The organism is Candidatus Zixiibacteriota bacterium, assembly GCA_040753495.1.
GTDB lineage: Bacteria > Zixibacteria > MSB-5A5 > GN15 > PGXB01 > DYGG01.
The window spans coordinates 16,659-37,894 of record JBFMEF010000128.1; the positions used below are offsets into that span (position 1 = coordinate 16,659).

Sequence of the window (21,236 nt, forward strand, 5' to 3'; positions counted from 1 at the left end):
GTAATTAAAATGCGGTCCTTAAGCAAATGGCGGCAACTACGCTGCCGAGTGCGCTGAAATGAAAGTGACTTCCAGCTGATTGTTTCTTCCAGGAGCAGTTCAAAAGGCAGATCGAAAAATTCCCAATTATTTTCCCTTCAAGCCGGTCTTTCGTGTATAGGTCAATAGCCCCCCCAGCTTAAGCAGTTCTTTTTGACGGGCGGTGAGATTCACCTTTGCCTTAAAACTGAATCCCTTTGATTTGTTGGTGATGGTGAAGTTCATTCTGTCCACGGAGTCAAGGCAATCAGAAATTTCCAGAATATCTCCCTGGCTCAAACGGTCATAATCTTTCTTGTCTTCGAACAGTAACGGCAGTAAGCCGAAATTGATGAGGTTGGAGTGATGAATCCGCGCGAATGATTTGGCAATCACTCCCTTGATTCCGAGATACATCGGCGCCAGGGCGGCATGCTCGCGCGAGGAGCCCTGCCCGTAGTTCTCACCCCCGACAATGAACCCGCCGTTTTTCTCTCTGGCGCGGGCGCTGAAGGTCGGGTCGAGCCGATAAAAAACGAACTCGCTGATTTTCGGGATATTGGAACGGAACGCCAGAATCTCGGCCGAGGCCGGCATGATATGGTCGGTACTGATATCATCTTCAACTTTTATCAGTATCTCGCCGCTGATTTGGTCCTGAAGAATATCTTTGGGAGCAGCCGGTACAATATTGGGCCCTCTGCGGATTTCCAATCTGGCGGCTTCATCCACCGACGCCGGCGGCACCAGATTGGGATTATCCTGATTAATACGTGACGGCAACTCCGACTCCGGCGCTTTCAGATTCATCGTCCTCGGGTCGGTTATGACACCGGCGATAGCGGTTGCGGCCGCCGTTTCGGGGCTGACCAGATAGACCTGGTCATCTTTCAGGCCGCTTCTTCCGCGGAAATTTCGATTTATCGCCCGCACCGAATTTGTGCCGGGCGCCGGGACATGGCCGGTCCCGATACAGGCGCCGCAGGTCGGCTCGGCGACATTGACCCCGGCTTTGAGCAGGTCGGTCAGAAATCCTTCTTCCGCCAGAAGTTCCAGCGCCATCCGGCTTGCCGGATGTATGATAAAATTGACCTCAGGATGAACCTGCTTTCCTTTCATTATCTTCGCCACCGCCTTCAGGTCGGCATAAGCGCCATTGGTGCAACTCCCGACAATCACCTGCTCCACTTTGGTGCCCGCAACGTCACTGACCGGCACAACTTTGTCGGGAAGCGAGGGAAGCGCCACCAGCGGCTCGATACGGGAGAGGTCCAGCTCCATCCGGTCATCATACTGAGCATCTTTGTCCGAAAGCATCTCTCTCCAATCCCCGGGACGCCCGATACGGGCAAAGAAATCGCGGGTGATTTCGTCACTGGGGAAAAGGCTGGTCGTGGCGCCTAATTCTGTTCCCATATTGGTGATGGTAACTCTCTGCTGGGCGTTGAGGGTTTTGACTCCGGGACCGGAAAATTCATAAATATTCCCCAATCCTCCGCGAATGGTGATTCTTCGAAGCATCTCCAGTATAACATCTTTAGCGCTTGACCAGGGTTTGAGTTCTCCGGTCAAGTAGATGTTGACAATTCTGGGCATGACAAAATTGTACGCCCCGCCCCCCATGGCGACGGCAACATCAAGCCCCCCCGCGCCGATAGCAATCATCCCGACTCCGCCGCAGTGCGGGGTATGGCTGTCGGCCCCGACCGCCGTTTCCCCCGGAACCGCGAAATGCTCCAGATGAATCTGATGGCCTATGCCGTTCGCCGCTTTGGAATACCAGACGCCGAATTTCTTAGCCGCCGACTGCAGATAGAGATGGTCTTCCATATTCTCCGGCTTGACCTGAAGAACATTGTGGTCGGCGTAGCAGACCGCCAAACGGGCCCCAATACGGTCGATTCCGATCGCCTCAAAATGGAGAAATACCTGCGTACCGGTAATATCCTGCACCAGCACCTGGTCGATTTTGATACCTATTTCCGACCCGGGTTTCATTTCACCGGAGACCAGATGCGACTCGATTATTTTATGCGCCAATGACTTGCCCATACAATCCTCTGAAATCAATTCACTGCAATATTATATCGTAGTTACAGTTTTACGCATCCAGGTACTTCAGGATTGAAAATTATATTCTGACAATTGCGTTATTATAGGTCTGAATCGTGACGACTCGATGACCTTTATTCAACAACCTCAAGCTCTACCTCAAGAGTATCATCTTCTTGGTCAGACTGAATTCATCTGATGAGAGACGATAGAAATAGATTCCAGAAGGAAGAGGCTTTCCCAGATAATCATGGGCATTCCAACTGACACGATTTACGCCGCGCGCCGGTATCCCTTCAAATGGTGCCGCCACTTTCTGTCCGAGAAGATTATATATCGCCAGTTCTAAATATCCGGGACGGACAATAGAAAATTCAATGACTGTCTCGGCGTTGAAAGGATTGGGATGATTTTGCTCCAGGATGAACGCTTCGGGAAGGGGGTGCGATATGTCCGGAATATCGCTGTGCAGTGAATCGGGAAGATTCAGGATGTAGCGCAGATCTGTGAGGGAACTGAGACGGTCGCTCCCTTGTCCGATACCCAGTTTCACCAGCACATACTGGCTGTCGCCGGCGGGGAAATCGATAGGCCCAAAGGTTCCAACAAAATGGGGATTCCCGGCGATAGTCTGCAAATCGCCGGTCCCGGTGACCGGGTCGCCGGGGTAACTGAATTTGGTCCCGTTGGCTAAAGGCAACCCATTCCGTCGCAAACCCCTCATCAGGTTATAACTCTCCTCGGCGCTCTGCGGGTCATCGCCATTGGGATAACTGATAAAAGAACTGAACGCAAGATTCTTGAATCCCGGCAGTCTGGCTCCAAAGAAATAGGCGGTATCGTCCATTGAACTAATAATCGGTCCATACAGCATCTTCACTCCGATTGCCGGAGGCGCGCTGCCATAGACAGCATCGCTGTTGGTAGCGTTATAAGAAAAGATGATGCCGGAGAGGGTGTCGCATCCAGTCAGGTCGTCCTGAGTTCCTCCGATATCCGGGTCGAGAAATATGGAAAGATAGAAATCGGAGATATTCTCGGTTGACCTGTTGAAGAGACGATATTCCAAGTAAATGATTCTTGAGCGCGAGGTTGACTCTGACGCCCAGGTCAACTGACGCACTTCTATCCCCAGCGGGGCGCTGGAGCCGGCGGTAAGATTATGCGTAGAGGGATTGGCATCATTGTAAACGGAGAACAGGGTCTGATTGCCCAGAAGCAGCGGATTGCTGCTTCCATCGACCGGCGCCCCCTGTGACAGAGGCCACTCCAGGTAATCGGTATTTGGGTTGCTCTGCATGCTGTCGGAGTACAGCTTGTAAACGCGAAAGGCGGTTACAGTGTCGGCGTCGGAGATATATGTGTTTCCCTCCATCGGACCGGGCCAGAATTCCGTGCCGAATTCAGCAACCGCGACGCGCGTTTCTCCCGAGACTTTTCCCCCCAGCCAGAGACCACCCGAAAATAGCGGAGATTTTATTTCGGTTCCGTTTTCAATTTGAGCGATACTGAAATAAGGATAAAATGTCCCATAGTCATATCCAAAATGCCCCGAAATATCTCGTCCGAACAGCCCCCGGTTAGTGATGAACATCAAGATGGAATTGGCATTGATGAAACTCTCATTGTCAACCAGCCTCGGTTTCAAGTTGGATGGGAGATTTCCCCCCGAAGCAGCTGAAAAAAAAGCCACGATTAACAAACAAACGGCGATTACATTAACTATTGATTTCATAATCTACTTCCTCCTCTATAATAGAAGTTTGACGCAGTTTCAGCCGTAATGTTCAACTGAACTTATATCTGCTGATTAAAAGCATCCCGGCAACAAGAATTTTGAGATTCAAATAGTGCACCGTTGTCAAAAGGTTCAGAGGGCTCAAAAAATCAATCCTTCCGCTTATGTTAATGCCTTGATATACAACGAATTGCGTTATCAGAAAGCAAAATCAGACATTTCTTCCGGTAAGATTGAAACTTTTCGTTTTATTTATCGTCTTTTATGTAAAACATAAAAATATTATTGATTTATGATAAAAATGATATATATAACGATATGGCTATAAAGATTAACCTCGATTTGATGCTGGTGAAGAAAAAGATGTCACTTACCGAGTTGGCGTCACGTATAGGAATCTCGGTCACCAACCTTTCGCTTCTGAAAACGGGAAAGGTCAAAGGAATCCGATTCAGCACCCTCGAAGCAATCTGCCGCGAACTGGAATGTCAGCCCGGTGATATTTTGGAATATGAGCCGGATTTTGTCTGAATCCGGCATTTGCAGAAGAGTCTAAATAACATTTTCGGGAGTTACGACTATGGAAGAGAATAAGTACAAGCTGGCCGGTTACCTGGCAATCGTGCAAGCGATACTGTTTCCGGTTTCGATTGTCTTGGCAATTCTGGAAATGGTGGCAGCGAAAGAGCTCTTTAACATTAGAAGACCATTTATTGGTCCCACCGACCTGCTCATGGTAACTTTCACCGTAATTGCAGTCTACACATTGCTTAAGTTCCGCCAATTACTTCATGAGCGTTACCAGTACCACGACCTTGATCTTTTGATAATGATATCAATCTGGTGGGCGATAATGTTTCAAGCGATAGGATTGGGGCTTGCCATTATTACTTCGATTCTTTGGCCGGTTGACAAGGTTTTGTTTGTCCTGGTCTATCTGGTCTTTATGACTGGCGCCATGGTGACAATCGGCATTGTCGATATTCTGATTGCGGTTAAACTTCTCAGGATTAAAGAGAATTTTGGCGAATACATTCGCGCTTTTGCCTATATCACCATGGCGGCGGGAATCTGCGAAGTCACGGTTCTTCTCTCTCCGATGGCGCTGGTCATGGTACCGGTTTCCGCCATAGTCCTGGCGCTGATATTTTTCCGCGACCAGCAGGAAGTGGAGTTTGTGTAAGAACCCAGACCGTTCCGAATGACGGGATAATTCGGAGGTGATTATATGGATACAGCAACAATCATTCTGATTATCGGTGCGGCGGCGGCATTAATCTGGCATGTGGTCGCGACTATTATGATTTATGATAATCTCCGCAAGCGGGGAGAGAAAGTGAGCTTTATTCTGCTGAGGCTTCTTTCCCCCTCGTATGCGGGCCGATACCGGGAGCTAACCAGGGAAGAGACGGGAAAGACCGGGCCGCTGTTCTTTCACTATGTTTTTTCCATCAATGCCCTTTTGCTCTTCATAGTGTTGGCGGTAATTGTGCGGGAGGTCTGATACAGAACTCAATGGACCCTGAAACTATCATCTTCGCATCCCTGACACTGGGCGCGCTAATCTGGAACGGAATCGCCGGTATGATGATATATAATTATCTAAAGAAGCGCGGCGAGAAAGTGAATTTCATGTGGTTGAAAGCGTATGGCCCAAGGTATGCCACCAGATACAAAGCACTAACCCGTCAGGAGACAGGGAGTATCGGCGTTTTATATTATCATTATCTCTTTTCAATCAATCTGGCGCTTGTCTTTGGATTGATTACTATTTTTGTTCATCGCCTGTAAAGTATTTCTTGCGAAAATAGAGCGCCACGTTAACCAATCCGATGAGCACAGGGACTTCCACCAGCGGTCCCACCACGGCGGCAAACGCCACGCCCGATTTTATTCCGAAAACCGCCACCGCCACCGCTATGGCCAGTTCGAAATTGTTGGAAGCAGCGGTGAAACTGAGCGTGGTGGCAATGCGGTATCTCGCCCTGGCTTTGCGACTGAGGTAGAAACTGACAAAGAACATCACCACAAAATAGATTAGAAGCGGGACGGCAATGAGAAGAACATCAAGCGGAATCGTGACAATAAGCTCTCCTTTAAGCGAAAACATCACGAATATGGTAAAAAGGAGCGCTATCAATGTAAGGGGACTGATGCGGGGAACAAACTCCCGATGATACCATTCTTTCCCTTCTGCCCTGACCAGAAATAGACGGGTCAGCATGCCGGCAATGAACGGAATGCCGAGATAGATAAAGACCGATTCGGCGATTTCGCTTATGGTGATATCGACCGCGACCCCTTGCAGACCGAACAAAGGGGGAAGTTTGGTGACGAATACCCAGGCAAAGATAGAATAAAAAAGGACCTGAAAGACAGAATTGAAAGCGACCAGACCGGCAGCGTACTCCGGGTCCCCCTCGGCCAGGTCGTTCCAGACTATCACCATGGCGATACATCGAGCCAGACCGATAAGAATCAAGCCCACCATATATTCGGGCTGGTTATGAAGAAAAGCGATAGCGAGAAGAAACATCAGTGTCGGTCCAATAACCCAGTTTTGAAGAAGGCTCAAGCTGAGAACTTTGAAATCGCGAAAGACCCGCCCCATTTCCTCATAGCGGACTTTCGCCAGCGGGGGATACATCATCAGAATCAAGCCGATTGCAATCGGAATATTGGTGGTTCCGACCGAGAATCTGTCCCAGAATCCGGCGATTTCCGGGTAGAAGTTTCCGATGCCCACTCCGAGACCCATCGCCAGGAAAATCCAGACAGTCAGATACCGGTCGAGAAAGGCAAGACGCTTGGGGCTCGATACAGCAGGAGACATCTTCAAATTCTCCTTTCTATTTTTTCCAAATTTTCTGGAAGACCGTTCACAAACTCCCGTATCTCATCCCGTACCCGGCGATAGATATCAAGAACCTCCTCTTCCGATTTCGCCTCTTTTGCAAGACGCGGAGGGTCATCAAAACCGTGATGAATCTTCTTTGTCTTTCCGACAAAAACCGGGCAGTTTTTATCGGCATCGCCGCAGACGGTAATCACGTAATCAAATTCAATCCCTTTAAGGTCATGAAGATATTTTGATTTGTGGCGGGAGATATCAACGCCCGCTTCGGCCATCACTCTGACGGCTATCGGATTCATGCCGTGCGGGTCAGTGCCGGCCGAGTATGGCTCAATAAGGTCGTCTTTAAGATGACGCGCCCACCCCTCGGCCATCTGGCTGCGGCAGGAGTTGCCGGTGCAGAGGAACAAGACTTTCAATCTATCCATCGCGTTTTCTCTTGGTCACTGTTACACCACCCAAAGATGCAAAGGTGCCCCACCGCTTGCGGTGGGTAGTCAATAGTAAGAATCCCGTCTTCAAAACCCATCCAAAATGTCACTTCTCTTCAAAATGATTTTGATGATATCTCATTTAGCACCGACACGGTATCAAATCATCATCCCCAATATATATATCAATGAATAATAAATCCCGACCGCGATAAAGATGATACCGGTTATCCGCCGCATCCATTTTTCAATCAGGGTCATTTTGTTGAAGAGTTTTCCCAGCGAGCCGGCGCTGAAGGCTATTACGAAGGCAAATATCAGAACGGGAAGGCCTGTCGCGATGCCATAGATTGAGGGAAGCAGCACCGATGAATTATTCTTCACCGACAGCGGGATAAGACTTCCAAAGAAAAGCGCCGCCGATACGGGACAAAGCGAAAGCGCAAAGAGAAAACCGAGCGCGGCCGCGCCCCAAACTCCCCCTCTCTCGGCCATTTTCTGAGATTTTTCCCCGGCGCCGAGGCTCGCCAGGCGCAACGGGATTATATCCAGCACTATCAGCCCGACCAGAAACAGCAGCGGCCCGAGGATTTTATTCATGTACTTCTGAAGGAAATTTGAAATGCCCGGTATCGAAAGAATTCCGGCGATGACTACAACTGCCAGAAGCAGGTATGCCAGCATCCGTCCGACCGTGTAGGCCGTTCCGTTGATGAGGACCTGGCGGCTGCTACCGACTTTCCGCCCAAGGAAGGAAATCGCCGCAATATTGGTCGCCAGCGGGCAGGGAGAAATGGAGGTCAAGACGCCGAGCCAGAAAGCGGAGCCAAAGGCGAGCCAAAAAGAATCCATTATTCTTCTTTCAGGAAATCGTTTACTTCATCACGGATATAGATGCTGAAAGAGTTTTTGCTGTTCAGATATTCCCAGACCTTCTCCAGATTCTTCCAGCGCGCCTGTTTGCCGTCATGCATATCGACCAGCACCACCGACCTGGTATAGAGATTGTAATCTTCAAGGAAGTGCTGGTTACTGTCGAGGTCGGTGTTGACCACCTGCCAGAGAATTCTCCCGTCCGATAACTCCTTCTGAAAGAGGGAGTCGAGCGACTCTTTGGTGTACTTTTCTATTTTGATGCAGGAGGCGCAGCGGCGGTTGCCGTGAAAATAGAATGCCAGAAGTTGATGCGACGAATCCGCCGGCACAATGGAGGAATCGACCAAAACTGACGCTGTTTCGGTCGCTTTTTCCTGCGCCAGAGTCGTTGCCGCTCCCACCAGAAAAATGAGAGTCAGGATGAAAATTAGCAGGTTGCGTTTCATACAATTTCCCTTTCCCAGTATCTTATGCAATCAGTTTTTTGATTTCATCTATCGAGGGGACCTTCCCGGAGAGTTTGACTGTTCCATCAACAGCCAGAGCGGGGGTCATCATGACGCCGAATTTCATTATTTCCTGGATGTCGGTTACCTTCTCCAGCGAGTATTCCAGCCCCAGTTCCTTTGCCGCCTTCTCGGTCTCCTCAGCCAGTTTCTTGCATTTGGGGCATCCGGTGCCAAGTATCTGGATTTTTTTCATCGTTTATCCTTTACATTTATCCGAAAAGCCTGCCATAAATTATGCCGCTTATTGTCGCCATAATTATTACCAGCGAGACATAAACCACAGTCTTTTTGGTGCCTATGATAGAGCGAATCACCAGCATACTGGGAAGCGACAATGCCGGGCCGGCTAAAAGAAGCGCCAAAGCGGGTCCTTTTCCCATGCCGCTTCCCAGTAGCCCCTGAAGTATCGGCACCTCGGTCAGGGTGGCAAAATACATGAAAGCGCCAACCACTGAAGCAAATAGATTCGCCCAAAGAGAATTCCCACCGACCAGCGAGACTATCCAGGACGATGGAATCAATCCTTCATTTCCGGGACGTCCCAGAAGCGCCCCGGCAATGAGAACGCCGAACAGGAGAAGGGGAAGAATCATTTTGGCGTAACCCCAGGTCGAATCAAACCAGTCGCGAGCCTCCCCTCTTGATGTCGATGTGATAAGAGATATTCCTATCACGGCGACACCGAAAGGAATCATCGGTTCATTTCGGAAGATTATCGCGAGGATGGCGGTCGGAACACCGACCAGAGCGGTCTTCCACCATTCCATCTTAAACCAGATGACAAGGACCATTCCCAGACCAATGGCGAATAGAGCCGTAATTACCCACTTGACCGAATAGACCAATTGATAGAATCCAGTAGCCCCTTCGCCCCAGTTGGCGAAGACCAGAATTCCGACCAGCAGTCCGAAGTAGACGGCATTCTGCCAGAGGGGGCGGCTTCTGGTATCTTGCGGCATTGCCATCTGGCCACTTGCCTTCTCCAACTCTTCCTTGCGGAACAGAAAGTGCATGATAAGTCCTATTATGACGCTGAATAGAACCGCCCCGACGGCCCGCGCTATCCCCATTTCCAGACCGAGAATGCGGGCTGTTAAGATAATTGCCAGAACATTAATAGCGGGACCGGAATAAAGAAACGCGGTCGCGGGACCGATACCGGCGCCCATTTTATATATTCCGGCGAAAAGAGGAAGAACCGTGCAGGAGCAGACCGCCAGAATGGTTCCGGAGACTGAGGCAACACCGTAGGAGAGGAATTTGTTAGCCCGGGCGCCGAGATATTTCATAACGGAAGCCTGACTGATGAAAACCGAAATCGCCCCGGCGATGAAAAATGCCGGTATCAGGCAGAGAAGAACATGCTCGCGGGCGTACCATTTGACCAGATAGAGCGCTTCTTTGATAGCGTTATCGAACCGGAGGTTTCCCACCGGGAGATAGAACGCCGCCAAAAATATGGCGACAATCAACGCCAGCGGTTTCCATTCGTTTTTCCATTCCATAGATAAGTACCGCGCTAACGAATCTTTATGACCTGAAGATGTTCATCGGCGGTGGTGCGAAGCACCTGCTCCACGCAGCCGAAAAAGTTCAGTATGCAGGGGACCTTGAGATAATAGAAAACCTGCGCGCCGCGACGCTCATCGCGGACAATACCGGCATTTCGCAATACCGCCAGATGCTTGGAGATGGTGGAAACGTCATCGCCGACCATCTCCGTCAATTCATTCACCGACCGCTCTTTTTTCGAGAGCTGGTCAACTATAAAAAGCCGGGTGGGGTGAGACATTGCCTTGATTATCGCCGCCCGCGCCTCATATTTTGCCAGGGTTTTGGTATCCATTTTATATTCCTTGTTTGGTCATTTTGCCAAATTGCCAATATTATAAGTGGTGACCGGAAAATTGTCAAGAAGCAATTTAGAATAATTCTTAAAACCAAGCACGAAAGAAGCTTGCCAAGAATCTGCCTCTGACATATGGGAGTTGAAAAAAGAGCGAAGGGCGGAGTCGCGGATATGAAGTGGAGACGATTACGTCTCCACCTCAGTCTTTTTGCCGAATGTCAAATATAGCGCCGGAAGCACCAGCAAGGTCAGGGCGGTGGATGTCAAAATGCCGCCGATGACAACGGTCGCCAGAGGGCGCTGCACTTCGGCGCCGACTCCGGTGGAGATTGCCATCGGGATAAACCCAAAGGCGGCAACCAGAGCGGTCATCAGGACGGGCCGCAGACGGGTCAACGCGCTCTGACGAATGGCGCTGAGAATCTCCTCGCCATCGGAGCGGAACCGCTTGATAGTCGAAACCAGCACCAGACCGTTAAGAACGGCGATACCCGAAAGAGCGATGAAGCCAACGCCGGCGGAGATGGAAAACGGCATCCCCCGCAGCCAAAGGCTCAAGACTCCACCCAATGCCGCCAGCGGCACGCCGGAGAATATCAGCGCCGCATCGCGCGCCGATTTATATGTCCAATATAGTAAACCGAATATCAATAAAAGAGCAATCGGCACGACTATCATCAAACGCGTCCTTGCCCGCTCCAGATTCTCGAACTGCCCCCCCAGTCGGACAAAATATCCCTGCGGCAAAGTTATCTCCTCGCGCAACCGTTCCCGTAATTCCGAAACAAAGGAGCCAATATCCCGACCTCGAACGTTACATTGCACCACTATCCGCCGCTTGCTCCATTCGCGAGTTATCGTTCCGGGACCTTCATCCAGGCTGACTTCTGTCACCCGGTCAAGGCCGACAAGGCTGCCGGCGCCGGAGCGGAGGACAACTTTCTTAATATCCTCGACTCCTTGAAATCGGGAGGTGTCGGTCCGGACGACAATCTCGAATCGTTTCTGTCCTTCAAAGAGGTCGCCGACCGTGATTCCCCCGATTGCTTCAATAGCGGTCAGGACCTCATCAGCAGTCAACCCGAATCTGGCGAGTCGCTGACGGTCAACCTCGAGCCGAAGCTGCGGCTGACCGGTCAACTGCTCAATGGAGACATCAGCGCTTCCCGAGATGGTCTCCACCAGGGCGGCTATCTCTTCCGCTTTTTCCTCGAGAATCAACAAGGAATCACCGAAAAGCTTTATCCCGATATCGGAGCGGATACCGGCAATCATCTCGTTGACCCGCATCTCAATCGGCTGCGTGAAAATCCGATTCTGACCCGGCAGGTCGGACAACTCTTTATCGATAGCGGCGACCAATTCTTCCTGAGTTTTCGCCTTTTTCCAATTTTCTCGCGGTTGGAGCGCCATGAACATATCGGAAAGTTCCAGCCCCATCGGGTCGGTCGAAAGTTCGGCCGTACCGGTGCGGGTCCAGATATGCTTAATTTCATCGGGGAATTTGTCCAGAAGTTCTCTTTCGATGCGGCTGTTAAAGGCAACTGATTCTTCCAGAGAAATTCCGGCGAGCCGAACAAGATTAATGACAATTGTCCCTTCACCGAGGCGCGGGACGAATTCAGCGCCAAGGCGGGTAAAAATCAGCAGTCCGACAATAATAAAGCCGGCGGCGCCAAGCAGAATTTTCTTGCTGTGACGAAGAGCCATATCGAGGAGGGGGGAATAAAGCTGTTTAAGCCAGCGAAGGAAGAAAGGTTCCTCGGTTTGGCGGGTTTTTTTCAGAAGAACGCCAATCAGCGCCGGAAGAACGGTAAAGGAAAGCAGAAGCGAGCCGCTCAAGACAAAGACTACTGTCAGCGCCATCGGGCGAAACAGTTTCCCCTCGATTCCCTGCAGGGTAAGAATCGGCAGATAGACAGTAATGATTATCAATTCCCCAAAAAGCGTCGGTTTGCGGACTTCGAGGATGGCATCACGAATTACTTGCAGGCGATTGGAGGATTCCCCGCTCTGGGACAGCCGCCGCACCGAGTTTTCCACCTGGATTACGGCATTATCGACCGCCAGCCCAAAATCAATTGCCCCCAGGCTCATCAGGCTTCCGGCAATACCGGCGCGGGACATCATATCAAATGCAAAAAGCATGGAAAGCGGAATGGCTGATGCCACAATCAGACCGGCGCGAAGATTCCCTAAAAAGATAAAGAGAACCGCAATCACCAGAAGAGCGCCGTACGTCAGATTATGCTCAACCGTGCTCAGGACATGCTTGACCAGTTCCGTTCTCTCATAAACCGGGATGACATCAATACCGGCCGGAAGGGTTGTCCTGGATTCCTCGAGACGTTGCGCCAGTTGCCGGGTGATATTGGCCGGATTCTCGCCGGTTATCATAAAGCCCAGCCCCAGGACGGCCTCCCCTTTTCCATTAAGAGTGGTTGCCCCCAACCGGATTTCATGCCCCACCGCCACTTCCGCAACGTTCTTTACGGTTATAGGGATTCCCTTGCGGCTTGCCAGAACGACGTTTTCGATATCGGCGATATCTTCAGCAACGCCGATACCGCGAATCAGAGTCATCTCACCGCCCCGGGAGACCTGCCCGCCCGGGACATTGCGCATCTCTTCTTGAATGGTCGCAACAACAGCATCAACCGTCAACGAATACTGCGCCAGCCGGGAGGGCTCGATTATGACCAGATATTGCTTCTCAAAACCGCCCCAGCTGTTAATTTCGGCGACACCGGGGACCGATAACAGCTGCGGCTTGATATTCCAATCCTGAGCGGTGCGCGCCGCAGTGATGTCGTCTGATTTGCTGACAACTATATAGTGAAAGATTTCGCCCAGGCCGGTCGAAACCGGGCTGAGTTGCGGGGCGCTGACTCCATCGGGCAAGTCCACCGCGATCAGGCGTTCACTTACCTGCTGGCGAGCCAGATAGAGGTCAACGCCATCTTGAAAAATCGTAGTCACCTGGCAGAGCCCATACTTGGTGACAGAGCGGACCTCTTCCATCCCGGAAAGACCGGTCAATGCCTGCTCGATAGGGAAGGTGACCAGCCGTTCAATATCTTCGGGAGCCCATCCCGGCGCGGCAACGTTTACCTGCACCAGAACCGGAGTGGTGTCGGGGAAGGCGTCGAACGGAAGACTCCAGAGAGCCACCAGCCCTATGAGGCAGAGCAGCCCGGCCAAGGCAAGGACGGCATAGCGGTACCGAAGAACGAATTCGACAATATATGAAAGCATAGGGCGTCTCAACTGGTCGGCTCAAGGCCGCAGCAACCGGCGCCAATGCTTGATTTCTTCAATTCGGTTTTCAACAGAAACGCCCCGTCAACCACCACCTCATCCCCCGGCTCAACCCCGCCGCTCAACTGATAAAAGGGACCTTCCGCTTCCATCGGATTCACTTTCCGCGGACGATAGCGGTCAACCGCCTCCTTGACAAAAACGACATTGCAGCACCCTTCCCATTGCACGGCATCTTTCGGCACTAGGACTACATTCTCCTCGCCGGCTTGAATTATCGATGCCGTGCCAAATTCGCCGGCGCGAAGAGGCATATCCGCATCTTTTACCCGGGCACGCACCTTGCCGGTTCGGGTTTCCGGGTCAAGATAGTTCGAGACCCAGATAATCCGGGCGCCGACATGTTTTATGCCCCGTCCATCAGAAGAAAAAGTTAAATCCTGTCCGACCCGCACCGTTCGCAACTGCTCTTCGGTGAGACGGGCTTCAATCCAGACCGCGGACGGGTTCGCCAGCAGCGCAAAGGGTCGTCCCGGCTCCACCAGGTCGCCATGCTGGGCGATGCGCTCCACCATTATTCCTGATGATGGCGCCCGCAAAGCAAACTGATTCGAAATCGCTTCGCTTCCGGTCAAATTGTCGATATCGTCATCGGCGATTCCCGCTGCCAGCAGCAAGCCGCGCGCCGCCAAGTATTCCGACCGCACTTTCTCAAATTCCGCCTGAGCCCGCTCAAACTCGCCATCGCTGATAAGAGCGCGCAACTTCAATTCTTCAAAGCGGCCAAACTCTTTCGCTTCCGCTTCCAGAGCCGCTCTCCTGCTAAGATATTCCCCCTGCAGAAAAGCGATTTCGGGAGAGCTGAGAAGCGCCAGAATCTGTCCCGCCGAGACGATATCGCCCGGGGAGACCATCCAGCGCGTTACCGTGGCTGGAACCGTGGTTGTAATCACCCGCGATTCGGTTTCGTCAAAGACAACCTCCGCAGGCGCTTCAAAGGCGATTACTCGCTTCGTCTCGCGAACTGTCTGGACTGTCAAGCCGGCCCTCTCCGCTGTCTCGGCGGTGGCAAACTGGATAATGGCATCGTTGGTGGCGCAGATATCCCGATTGGGGCGGAAGAAAAGAGAGATTGTGATATCGTCTCTTCTCTGGCTTCGAAGTTCGGCTTGAAGCGCCAGTTCCTGCGGAAATTGCAGGCGCGGATTACAGAGCCGGCACTGTGATTCGGGCAAGTCGTGCTCCACGCACCAGTCGCCATTGGCTTTAAATTGCTCGATTAAGGCAGGATTACAGCGGGTACATCCCGATTCCGGCACGGCGTGTTCCCGGCACCAATCAAGGGTTCCGGATTCGACCGGGAAATTCAAGCTGTCCGTCACCGTGGCGTGGCTGCTATGGTCGTGAGGTTCTTCTTTCTTTAAGGCAAAACTCAGAATCACCGCGATTAACGCTACCCCGGCAACGGAAAGAAACATATTTCTAAAATTGGTTTTCAATTTAACTCCTCCTCATACAAAGGATGCCAAAAATGTTCCGCAAAAGTCTCCTGATAGAATCAGGAAGCAATCGCCTCGGGGAAAAATATCTCTGGAAAATGCCGCAACTAAGGGCGGCGCAATGATGAATTAAAGAAGGTTCTGAGGGGGATGGAACACCGAGCTGTACCATTCCTGACGGCACTTGGAAAATGCTTCTAAGGAAGTCCAGGAATGAAGCGCCGGCAACGCCGTTATTGACGTCACATTCGATTCAATCATCGTCAGCACTGGCGGGCAGCTGACACAACCGCACCCGGGCAGACATTCCCCCTGACAGCAGTCATGGCAGTCATCACTGGCCATTTCCGACATCCCTGCAGTAAACAGAGTCAAAGAAAGAAGGAATAGAACCATCAGAAGAACCCGCCTGGGGCGTTCTATTATTTGCTGATGAGACAATTTCATGGTCAATCGGCTAACCGGTCATTATAAAGTGGAACAGTCTAATCTATTATACGAATTATAACACTATTTGTCGTCTTTTTCAAGCAATAAATTAGCCGTTTCCGGGAAGTTTCACGGGGGCCAGTTTGATATTGTAATATATTTGGGGATAATCGCTTAACTGAAACGGCGGCGGCTTCTAAACCCTCGATAAGGGATTAAACTTGCTCAGCCGCCGCCCTGAAAATGGTAATTACCGCGTCTTCAATAAATCATTTAGCTCCGGAGCGCAGCGATTCTCGTATTTGCCGCAATAAAAGCGCCATAACAAAGATTATCAGGATCGCCGAAAATTCGAGGAGCCGTCCCGGCTGATATGGCAACCAGGAAAACTTATAACCAAAGATATTCAATACCCAATCGAAGATGGCAATGATAAAAAGGAGCGATGCCGCGATAAAGAAGAGACGCGACAGGAAACTTGAGAACTTGTCCATACCTTTTACCTCCAATCAGAGTCCGGCTCTGGGAATAGTTATAACATCAGGATGCATCTGTTTTGAAACCCATTTAACCCGCACCATACGAACAGTTCCGGCATCATCCTGGAACCACAATTGCGCCCAGCCGGGGTACTGCTCGGTGCTGGTCACCCCGCGGAGCGAGCCGTATTCAATCGGGACATTGCCAAGCGGCACCAGGCCGCTCATTTCCAGGTCAGGATTGGCTTTTTCGCAGCCGGTCAGCGCCAGAAGGGTCACCACGACGAGCAAAAGCATCGCAGAAGAACCTTTCATAAGGACCTCCATTTTTTTGAAGAGAAAGGATGATTTCTTGAGAAAGCGGTCAAATTCGGCTGACGCGGTCCCGCTTAAAAAGAAAAGGACCTTCTCGCCTCCGAACGCCTGGGAATCCGGCTGTCAGATAATAGACTTCGTTGCTCGGCGAATACCAGATTATTCAGATGACTTTGCTTACGGCTGTGAACTTGAGCCGCGATTTCTCAACCTACCACCAATAAATACGGTTTCAAGATTCGGTCAAGGGGAAAAATAATCGCCGCCGGGTCATAACCGGGTATTGACTCTCTCGAGAAAGTTGGACAAAGAATGAAAATCTTTTCAGTCTTTAAGAATTCACTGCCTCAAAAACGGATGCAAAAATTTTGAAGAGAGATTTATTTATGACCGTTGAGTCAAACCGAGAAATCGTTTATAATGGAGAATAGTTATGAAACAGTTGCCATCCGCATCTACGATGTACCGGGCAGTCCTCTCCCGGGATGCCAGTTTTGAAGGGGTTTTCTTTATCGGGGTCAGGACGACCGGAATTTTCTGCCGTCCTACCTGCGGCGCCAAAAAGCCGAAAGCGGAGAATATTGAATATTTCGGAACCCCTCAGGAGGCCCTCTTCGCGGGCTATCGCCCCTGCCAGAGATGTCAACCTCTCGAAAAAAGCGGGGCGGTTCCGGAACTGGTGCGAAGGTTAAGCGAGATGATTGAACGGTCGCCAGCCGTAAAAATAACCGGGGCGGAACTGCTGAAGTCCGGCATTGACCCCTCAACCGCGCGCCGCCAGTTCCAAAGGTACTACGGGATGACCTTCCATGCCTATCATCGCGCCCGTCGGATGGGAGCAGCGCTGCGACAAATACGGAACGGCGAATCGGTCATCGGGGCGCAGATTGACCACGGTTTTGAATCAGCCAGCGGATTCTGGGAAGCCTTCAAGAATGTTTTCGGGGCTCCCCCCAGAGAAGCGGAGAAGATAGATTGTCTCTATGCGAAATGGATTGATACCCCCCTGGGGGCCATGCTGGCACTGGCTGATGACAGAGGGCTTCACCTTCTCGAATTTGTTGACCGCCGGGGGCTGGAAAAAGAGATTCTGCAACTGCGCAAGAAGACCGGCGCCTATATCGTTCCCGGCAATAATCGCTTTCTGGACAAAATCTCTATCGAATTGAAAGATTATTTCGAGGGCCGGTTGTTCCGATTTGATATTCCTCTGGTAATCAGCGGGTCAGGATTTGAAAGGGATGTCTGGAATCTTTTGCGGCAGATTAAGCCGGGTGAAACCTGGTCCTATGCGCAGCTGGCGTCTAAGCTGGGAAATCCAAAAGCATCGCGGGCGGTGGGGCGCGCCAATGGCCGCAACCGTCTTGCCATTGTCATTCCGTGCCATCGTGTCATTGGCGCCGATGGCAGCCTCAGCGGGTACGGCGGCGGTGTCTGGCGGAAAAAGCGGCTTCTGGAGCACGAGCGAACATCCTTTCAGCCGTCAACCCCAGAGCGCTCGAAACTGGCGCAGTTGCGATAATGCCTCGGCGGAAATTTCCGCGGGAATGCCGAAGCGGTCTGCGATGGCCTCAATGAGGGCACCGGCATCAGCGAGCATCTCCGTTCTGAAATCTCTTCCCGAAAACTGAGTAAGGGTCAGGTTGCGGATAATAGTGGAGCCGTTATCATGGAAACGGACCAGGGCGACAGCATTCATAAATGGCGCCTGCTCAGCAAAGGAGCCGGCGATAACTTCATCAAAGTACCGCAACTCCCGCGGTTCCGGTTTCACCAGGTAGCCATGTTTCCGTTCTCCGTGACGGTACAGCTCCAGATGCTGCCTGCCGTCGGTTTGACGCGGTTTAAGGATATATTTTTCGTACCCTAATTCGATTACATAATCTTTGGCGAGAAAACAGGGCATCGGCTCCCAGAACGGGGCGGCATAGCCGACATCTACAATGAATTCTCCTTCTTCAAGGGAAACGATACTGACCATATGACTGTCGGGCGCCGCTTTTTCGACAGAGATGTCGGCCGAGCAGAGTTTTATTCTGTAACCGAGAGATTGCAGCAATCGATAGAGATGGTAGTTATTATTGTAGCAGGTCCCGCCCAGATTATATTTCTCTATTCCCTCCAGGAAACGCTCCAGAGGGAGAACCGACCGAAGCGGCGACCGCCTGTGATGATACAACTTGGAGATATTTTCGAAGGGAACACGCTTCAAGTGGGCTCGGGTCAGTCGGGAAAGCGCTTTTAGCCCGGGGCTTTCCCGATTGACACCGAGAATCTGCAGATAGCGGTCAAAAAGCGATTCGCTCACAGCTGGAGTCGCGCACTGTTTATTTTGCCGATGCCGCTCTCAGGACGGTCTGAGCGTAGGCGGCTGGAATATGCACCAGGTGACATTTGGAGCAACTCTCCTGACCGAGCATTCTTAGTTTCCCCCCGACCGCCCCCGGGTCAACCGGGTCTGCCGAGAGCAGCCCTCTAAGCTCTCCGAAAGCAGAGGTGATATCTTGGCTGACATAATATTTCCGTTCGGTCTCATGACAAGCCTGGCAGGTATGAGCCATAGCGTTAAAGCGGGCTTCGAATCCGGCGAGATTCTGGCGGGCATTTTCTATCTCCCCTTCCGTCAGGTCAATCCCGATGCCGGTCATATTTGATTCCATCATCAGCATCAGTTGACTGAACGAAACCTCTTCTCCGCTCAGGGGGTCCTGGGCGCTTACAGAGCTGAAGTCCCCCCAATGAAACTTATGCTGCGCCATCGGCATATAAATCTGGTGGCAGCCGTTACAGCTTTTTCCCAGAGCCTCCATGGCACCGAAAACTTCTTCCATTTTTCCTGATTGGAGCGCCCGTCCCAGTTTTTCCACCGGCTCCGATGGAAATCGCTCTTGCCACTCCGGAACCATAGCGGCGACTTTCGCATACTGGCTCTTGAACCGGTCATAATTGCGTGCCGCTTTTTCCGGGTCGTTCTGCTGCAGGTCAACCATGATTCCCGATAGCGGCGTGGACATCTCGTGCATCGCAAACAGGTATGCCGGCATTGCGCTTGCCGGCGGATAGAAGGCATCCAGTGATGCCGGAAGCCCCGTCGCGGGAGCCGTGGGAGCAGCCGGCGCAACCGCATCGCCTCCGGTCACCGCCAGTGCCAGGAAGGTGAAAAACAGACCGATACCAATGCCTACCAGGATGATTTTCTTCAACATCCCAAAATCCTCCAAACGATTAGATTGTTAGTTTTATTCGCCGAACAGCGATATCATAGGCCTACATAACATATATTTCATTGATTTAAGTCAAAATCAAGGATTAATTGCAATATTATTGCGATTTTATGGAGAAATTGAGATATCTCTTTGAAATATAAAGAGATAGACTGCCTATATGGCTACCGTGAATTAATTAAGAAGAGACGCGCGGAGCTCGGAATCGGCGCTTTTGCCGTGCCGGATGACTATTTCAGGGACAATTTCGATATCTTCTGCTCGGGTGCGAAAGTTGACAATACAGGCGCGAAGAAGAAAACTCTGATTGATGACGGCGTTAGAGACAAAAATCTCGCCGCTCTTTTTCAGGCGGACCAGGATTTCTTCATTTAGTTTATTGAGATATTCGGCGATTTCTTTCTCATTTTTCCGGTCTTTCAGGTCTGCCGGCAGATAACGAAAGGTGCTTATGCTCAGGTTCTGAGTGAATGTCTCAATCAGCGGCTCTCGCTCAAGAAGGCGAAACATCTTTTGAGAGAGTCTGATATTCTCCCTAAGCATGCTGGCATAGCCGCGCCGTCCGACCTGTTTGAGCGCCAGCCAGACCTTGAGGGCACGAAATCCGCGCGAATTCTGCAAGCCGTAATCGAAATAATTGAGCGCTTCTTCGCCGAAATGATAGTATGGTGGATGGTATGAGAAGGCCTCGCGCAGTTTCTGGCTGTGGCGCACCAGAGCGCAGCCGGCTTCCAGAGGCGCATAGAGCCACTTGTGGGGGTCCACCGCCACCGAATCGGCGCGACTTAAGCCGCGAAGAGCCGGGTCAACATCGTCGAGAATGGCGGCAAAGGCGCCATAGGCGCCGTCGACATGAAACCAGATTCCATATTCCTCACAGAGTTCAGCCATTTCGGGAAGCGGATCGATGGCGCCGGTGCTGACCGTTCCGGCCGAGCCGACCACCAGCATCGGCATATCGCCGTTTGTTCTATCATATTCGACCAGTCTTTTGAGGTCGTCCAGTAACAGCCGCTGCTTTGAATCGGTTTTAACCCAGCGGATGGAATCGGTGCCGAGTCCGAAAAGGTCGGTTGCTTTATGAATCCAGGTATGGGTTTCGACAGAGGCATAGACTCGCAGCGGTTTTGCTGAGGTCGCCAGCATCCCTTCGGCGCGAATATTTCCCGCTGCCATAGCCGCCCGGGCGGCAAGAAAACCGACAAAGTTCGCCATATTCCCGCCGCTGACCAGAAGTCCCCCGCAGTCTGCCGGATAGTTCAGCAGTTCAGCAATCCAGCGAACTGTCTGCGCTTCAATCTCGGTGGCGACCGGCGCCAGTTGCCATGCCCCGACATTCGGATTTACCGCTGCCGCCAGAAGGTCCCCCAGCATGCCGATGGGAGCGGCCGACGAGGTAATGTATCCCCAGAAGCGGGGATGACCGTTAAAAAGAGAGTATGATATCAATTGCGCCGTAATATTTCTCAGCAATTCTTCCGGGTCGGCGCCATCGAGAGGCAAGGAATCGCGGGAATGAAGGATGCGGCGCAACTCTTCCGGCGAAAAATCGGTAGTCACCGGGCGATTTTGAATATCTCCCAGAAAATTCGATATCTGGTCAATCAGTTCATAGCCGAGGCGACGAAACTTCTCCGGAGCAATATCAATCGGCGTCGTCGCTTTATCTTGCACTATACTCTTTTCCATGTTTTGTTGGGCTGTC

At 51.5% G+C, this 21,236-nt stretch carries 22 protein-coding genes; 5 read left to right on the forward strand and 17 right to left on the reverse strand.

The features are described from left to right. Positions 1 to 126: 126 nt before the first annotated feature. Both AB1690_08410 and AB1690_08415 read right to left on the reverse strand, forming a co-directional pair. Positions 127 to 2,070 (reverse strand): aconitate hydratase, encoded by a 1,944-nt coding sequence (locus AB1690_08410; GenBank protein MEW6015330.1) that lies wholly within the window; start codon positions 2,068 to 2,070, stop codon positions 127 to 129. A gap of 154 nt (positions 2,071 to 2,224) precedes the next feature. Then, positions 2,225 to 3,805, reverse strand: coding sequence for a T9SS type A sorting domain-containing protein (locus tag AB1690_08415; GenBank protein ID MEW6015331.1), 1,581 nt, complete (start codon positions 3,803 to 3,805; stop codon positions 2,225 to 2,227). Positions 3,806 to 4,126: 321 nt separating this feature from the next. Between AB1690_08415 and AB1690_08420 the strand changes: the two genes are divergently transcribed. Genes AB1690_08420 through AB1690_08435 form a run of 4 tightly spaced genes read left to right on the forward strand, consistent with a single transcriptional unit; the run spans position 4,127 to position 5,599 of the window. Further along, positions 4,127 to 4,339: a helix-turn-helix transcriptional regulator gene (locus tag AB1690_08420; GenBank protein ID MEW6015332.1), complete on the forward strand. Its 213-nt coding sequence runs from the start codon at positions 4,127 to 4,129 to the stop codon at positions 4,337 to 4,339. A gap of 49 nt (positions 4,340 to 4,388) precedes the next feature. After that, complete coding sequence (locus AB1690_08425) at positions 4,389 to 4,991, forward strand: hypothetical protein (protein ID MEW6015333.1); 603 nt, start codon at positions 4,389 to 4,391, stop codon at positions 4,989 to 4,991. 45 nt (positions 4,992 to 5,036) lie between these two features. Beyond that, positions 5,037 to 5,312: a hypothetical protein gene (locus AB1690_08430; protein MEW6015334.1), complete on the forward strand. Its 276-nt coding sequence runs from the start codon at positions 5,037 to 5,039 to the stop codon at positions 5,310 to 5,312. A gap of 11 nt (positions 5,313 to 5,323) precedes the next feature. Next, positions 5,324 to 5,599 (forward strand): hypothetical protein, encoded by a 276-nt coding sequence (locus tag AB1690_08435; GenBank protein ID MEW6015335.1) that lies wholly within the window; start codon positions 5,324 to 5,326, stop codon positions 5,597 to 5,599. Here AB1690_08435 and arsB read toward each other — a convergent pair. From arsB to AB1690_08495, 12 genes are all read right to left on the reverse strand, one after another. Beyond that, positions 5,577 to 6,641, reverse strand: a complete 1,065-nt coding sequence (gene arsB, locus AB1690_08440; protein MEW6015336.1) for an ACR3 family arsenite efflux transporter — start codon at positions 6,639 to 6,641, stop codon at positions 5,577 to 5,579. The two genes, AB1690_08435 and arsB, sit on opposite strands and share 23 nt — an antisense overlap. Positions 6,642 to 6,643: 2 nt before the next feature. Further along, positions 6,644 to 7,090 (reverse strand): arsenate reductase ArsC, encoded by a 447-nt coding sequence (locus AB1690_08445; protein ID MEW6015337.1) that lies wholly within the window; start codon positions 7,088 to 7,090, stop codon positions 6,644 to 6,646. 162 nt (positions 7,091 to 7,252) lie between these two features. Next, positions 7,253 to 7,945, reverse strand: a complete 693-nt coding sequence (locus AB1690_08450; GenBank protein MEW6015338.1) for an aromatic aminobenezylarsenical efflux permease ArsG family transporter — start codon at positions 7,943 to 7,945, stop codon at positions 7,253 to 7,255. Further along, positions 7,945 to 8,415, reverse strand: coding sequence for a nitrophenyl compound nitroreductase subunit ArsF family protein (locus tag AB1690_08455; GenBank protein ID MEW6015339.1), 471 nt, complete (start codon positions 8,413 to 8,415; stop codon positions 7,945 to 7,947). Before AB1690_08455 ends, AB1690_08450 begins: the two co-directional genes overlap by 1 nt. Positions 8,416 to 8,437: 22 nt before the next feature. After that, entirely contained in the window at positions 8,438 to 8,671 is a 234-nt protein-coding gene (locus tag AB1690_08460; protein MEW6015340.1) for a thioredoxin family protein, read from the reverse strand. Between the two features lie 16 nt (positions 8,672 to 8,687). Beyond that, complete coding sequence (locus AB1690_08465) at positions 8,688 to 9,983, reverse strand: permease (GenBank protein ID MEW6015341.1); 1,296 nt, start codon at positions 9,981 to 9,983, stop codon at positions 8,688 to 8,690. A 14-nt stretch (positions 9,984 to 9,997) separates the two neighbouring features. Beyond that, entirely contained in the window at positions 9,998 to 10,324 is a 327-nt protein-coding gene (locus AB1690_08470) for a metalloregulator ArsR/SmtB family transcription factor (protein ID MEW6015342.1), read from the reverse strand. A 189-nt stretch (positions 10,325 to 10,513) separates the two neighbouring features. Continuing rightward, complete coding sequence (locus tag AB1690_08475) at positions 10,514 to 13,582, reverse strand: CusA/CzcA family heavy metal efflux RND transporter (protein MEW6015343.1); 3,069 nt, start codon at positions 13,580 to 13,582, stop codon at positions 10,514 to 10,516. 8 nt (positions 13,583 to 13,590) lie between these two features. Next, positions 13,591 to 15,084, reverse strand: coding sequence for an efflux RND transporter periplasmic adaptor subunit (locus AB1690_08480; GenBank protein MEW6015344.1), 1,494 nt, complete (start codon positions 15,082 to 15,084; stop codon positions 13,591 to 13,593). A 129-nt stretch (positions 15,085 to 15,213) separates the two neighbouring features. Continuing rightward, the gene (locus AB1690_08485) at positions 15,214 to 15,480 is read right to left on the reverse strand and encodes a hypothetical protein (protein ID MEW6015345.1); all 267 of its coding nucleotides are present in this window, start codon (positions 15,478 to 15,480) and stop codon (positions 15,214 to 15,216) included. Between the two features lie 302 nt (positions 15,481 to 15,782). Further along, positions 15,783 to 16,007, reverse strand: a complete 225-nt coding sequence (locus AB1690_08490) for a hypothetical protein (protein MEW6015346.1) — start codon at positions 16,005 to 16,007, stop codon at positions 15,783 to 15,785. A 15-nt stretch (positions 16,008 to 16,022) separates the two neighbouring features. Next, the gene (locus tag AB1690_08495; protein MEW6015347.1) at positions 16,023 to 16,307 is read right to left on the reverse strand and encodes a hypothetical protein; all 285 of its coding nucleotides are present in this window, start codon (positions 16,305 to 16,307) and stop codon (positions 16,023 to 16,025) included. Positions 16,308 to 16,740: 433 nt separating this feature from the next. Here AB1690_08495 and AB1690_08500 point away from each other — a divergent pair, with 433 nt between their 5' ends. Beyond that, positions 16,741 to 17,829: a methylated-DNA--[protein]-cysteine S-methyltransferase gene (locus AB1690_08500; GenBank protein MEW6015348.1), complete on the forward strand. Its 1,089-nt coding sequence runs from the start codon at positions 16,741 to 16,743 to the stop codon at positions 17,827 to 17,829. Here AB1690_08500 and AB1690_08505 read toward each other — a convergent pair. The 3 genes from AB1690_08505 to AB1690_08515 all read right to left on the reverse strand — a co-directional run. Next, positions 17,791 to 18,615, reverse strand: coding sequence for an arylamine N-acetyltransferase (locus AB1690_08505; GenBank protein ID MEW6015349.1), 825 nt, complete (start codon positions 18,613 to 18,615; stop codon positions 17,791 to 17,793). The two genes, AB1690_08500 and AB1690_08505, sit on opposite strands and share 39 nt — an antisense overlap. Positions 18,616 to 18,634: 19 nt before the next feature. Beyond that, positions 18,635 to 19,513 carry a hypothetical protein gene (locus tag AB1690_08510; protein ID MEW6015350.1) on the reverse strand — a complete coding sequence of 293 codons (879 nt, stop codon included), beginning with the start codon at positions 19,511 to 19,513 and terminating at the stop codon, positions 18,635 to 18,637. A 192-nt stretch (positions 19,514 to 19,705) separates the two neighbouring features. Then, positions 19,706 to 21,236, reverse strand: a 1,531-nt coding sequence (locus AB1690_08515; protein ID MEW6015351.1) for an aminotransferase class V-fold PLP-dependent enzyme, incomplete at its 5' end; no start/stop codon positions are given.

What these genes read in the sequence shown, in the direction of transcription:
- AB1690_08500 (MEW6015348.1), top strand. Translation starts at nt 16,741, where the DNA reads ATGAAACAGTTGCCATCCGCATCTACGATGTACCGGGCAGTCCTCTCC.
- AB1690_08455 (MEW6015339.1), bottom strand. Translation starts at nt 8,415, where the DNA reads ATGAAACGCAACCTGCTAATTTTCATCCTGACTCTCATTTTTCTGGTG.
- AB1690_08450 (MEW6015338.1), bottom strand. Translation starts at nt 7,945, where the DNA reads ATGGATTCTTTTTGGCTCGCCTTTGGCTCCGCTTTCTGGCTCGGCGTC.
- AB1690_08465 (MEW6015341.1), bottom strand. Translation starts at nt 9,983, where the DNA reads ATGGAATGGAAAAACGAATGGAAACCGCTGGCGTTGATTGTCGCCATA.
- AB1690_08495 (MEW6015347.1), bottom strand. Translation starts at nt 16,307, where the DNA reads ATGAAAGGTTCTTCTGCGATGCTTTTGCTCGTCGTGGTGACCCTTCTG.
- AB1690_08410 (MEW6015330.1), bottom strand. Translation starts at nt 2,070, where the DNA reads ATGGGCAAGTCATTGGCGCATAAAATAATCGAGTCGCATCTGGTCTCC.
- AB1690_08485 (MEW6015345.1), bottom strand. Translation starts at nt 15,480, where the DNA reads ATGGTTCTATTCCTTCTTTCTTTGACTCTGTTTACTGCAGGGATGTCG.
- AB1690_08445 (MEW6015337.1), bottom strand. Translation starts at nt 7,090, where the DNA reads ATGGATAGATTGAAAGTCTTGTTCCTCTGCACCGGCAACTCCTGCCGC.
- AB1690_08470 (MEW6015342.1), bottom strand. Translation starts at nt 10,324, where the DNA reads ATGGATACCAAAACCCTGGCAAAATATGAGGCGCGGGCGGCGATAATC.
- AB1690_08420 (MEW6015332.1), top strand. Translation starts at nt 4,127, where the DNA reads ATGGCTATAAAGATTAACCTCGATTTGATGCTGGTGAAGAAAAAGATG.
- arsB (MEW6015336.1), bottom strand. Translation starts at nt 6,641, where the DNA reads ATGTCTCCTGCTGTATCGAGCCCCAAGCGTCTTGCCTTTCTCGACCGG.
- AB1690_08510 (MEW6015350.1), bottom strand. Translation starts at nt 19,513, where the DNA reads ATGTTGAAGAAAATCATCCTGGTAGGCATTGGTATCGGTCTGTTTTTC.
- AB1690_08425 (MEW6015333.1), top strand. Translation starts at nt 4,389, where the DNA reads ATGGAAGAGAATAAGTACAAGCTGGCCGGTTACCTGGCAATCGTGCAA.
- AB1690_08415 (MEW6015331.1), bottom strand. Translation starts at nt 3,805, where the DNA reads ATGAAATCAATAGTTAATGTAATCGCCGTTTGTTTGTTAATCGTGGCT.
- AB1690_08475 (MEW6015343.1), bottom strand. Translation starts at nt 13,582, where the DNA reads ATGCTTTCATATATTGTCGAATTCGTTCTTCGGTACCGCTATGCCGTC.
- AB1690_08430 (MEW6015334.1), top strand. Translation starts at nt 5,037, where the DNA reads ATGGATACAGCAACAATCATTCTGATTATCGGTGCGGCGGCGGCATTA.
- AB1690_08460 (MEW6015340.1), bottom strand. Translation starts at nt 8,671, where the DNA reads ATGAAAAAAATCCAGATACTTGGCACCGGATGCCCCAAATGCAAGAAA.
- AB1690_08435 (MEW6015335.1), top strand. Translation starts at nt 5,324, where the DNA reads ATGGACCCTGAAACTATCATCTTCGCATCCCTGACACTGGGCGCGCTA.
- AB1690_08490 (MEW6015346.1), bottom strand. Translation starts at nt 16,007, where the DNA reads ATGGACAAGTTCTCAAGTTTCCTGTCGCGTCTCTTCTTTATCGCGGCA.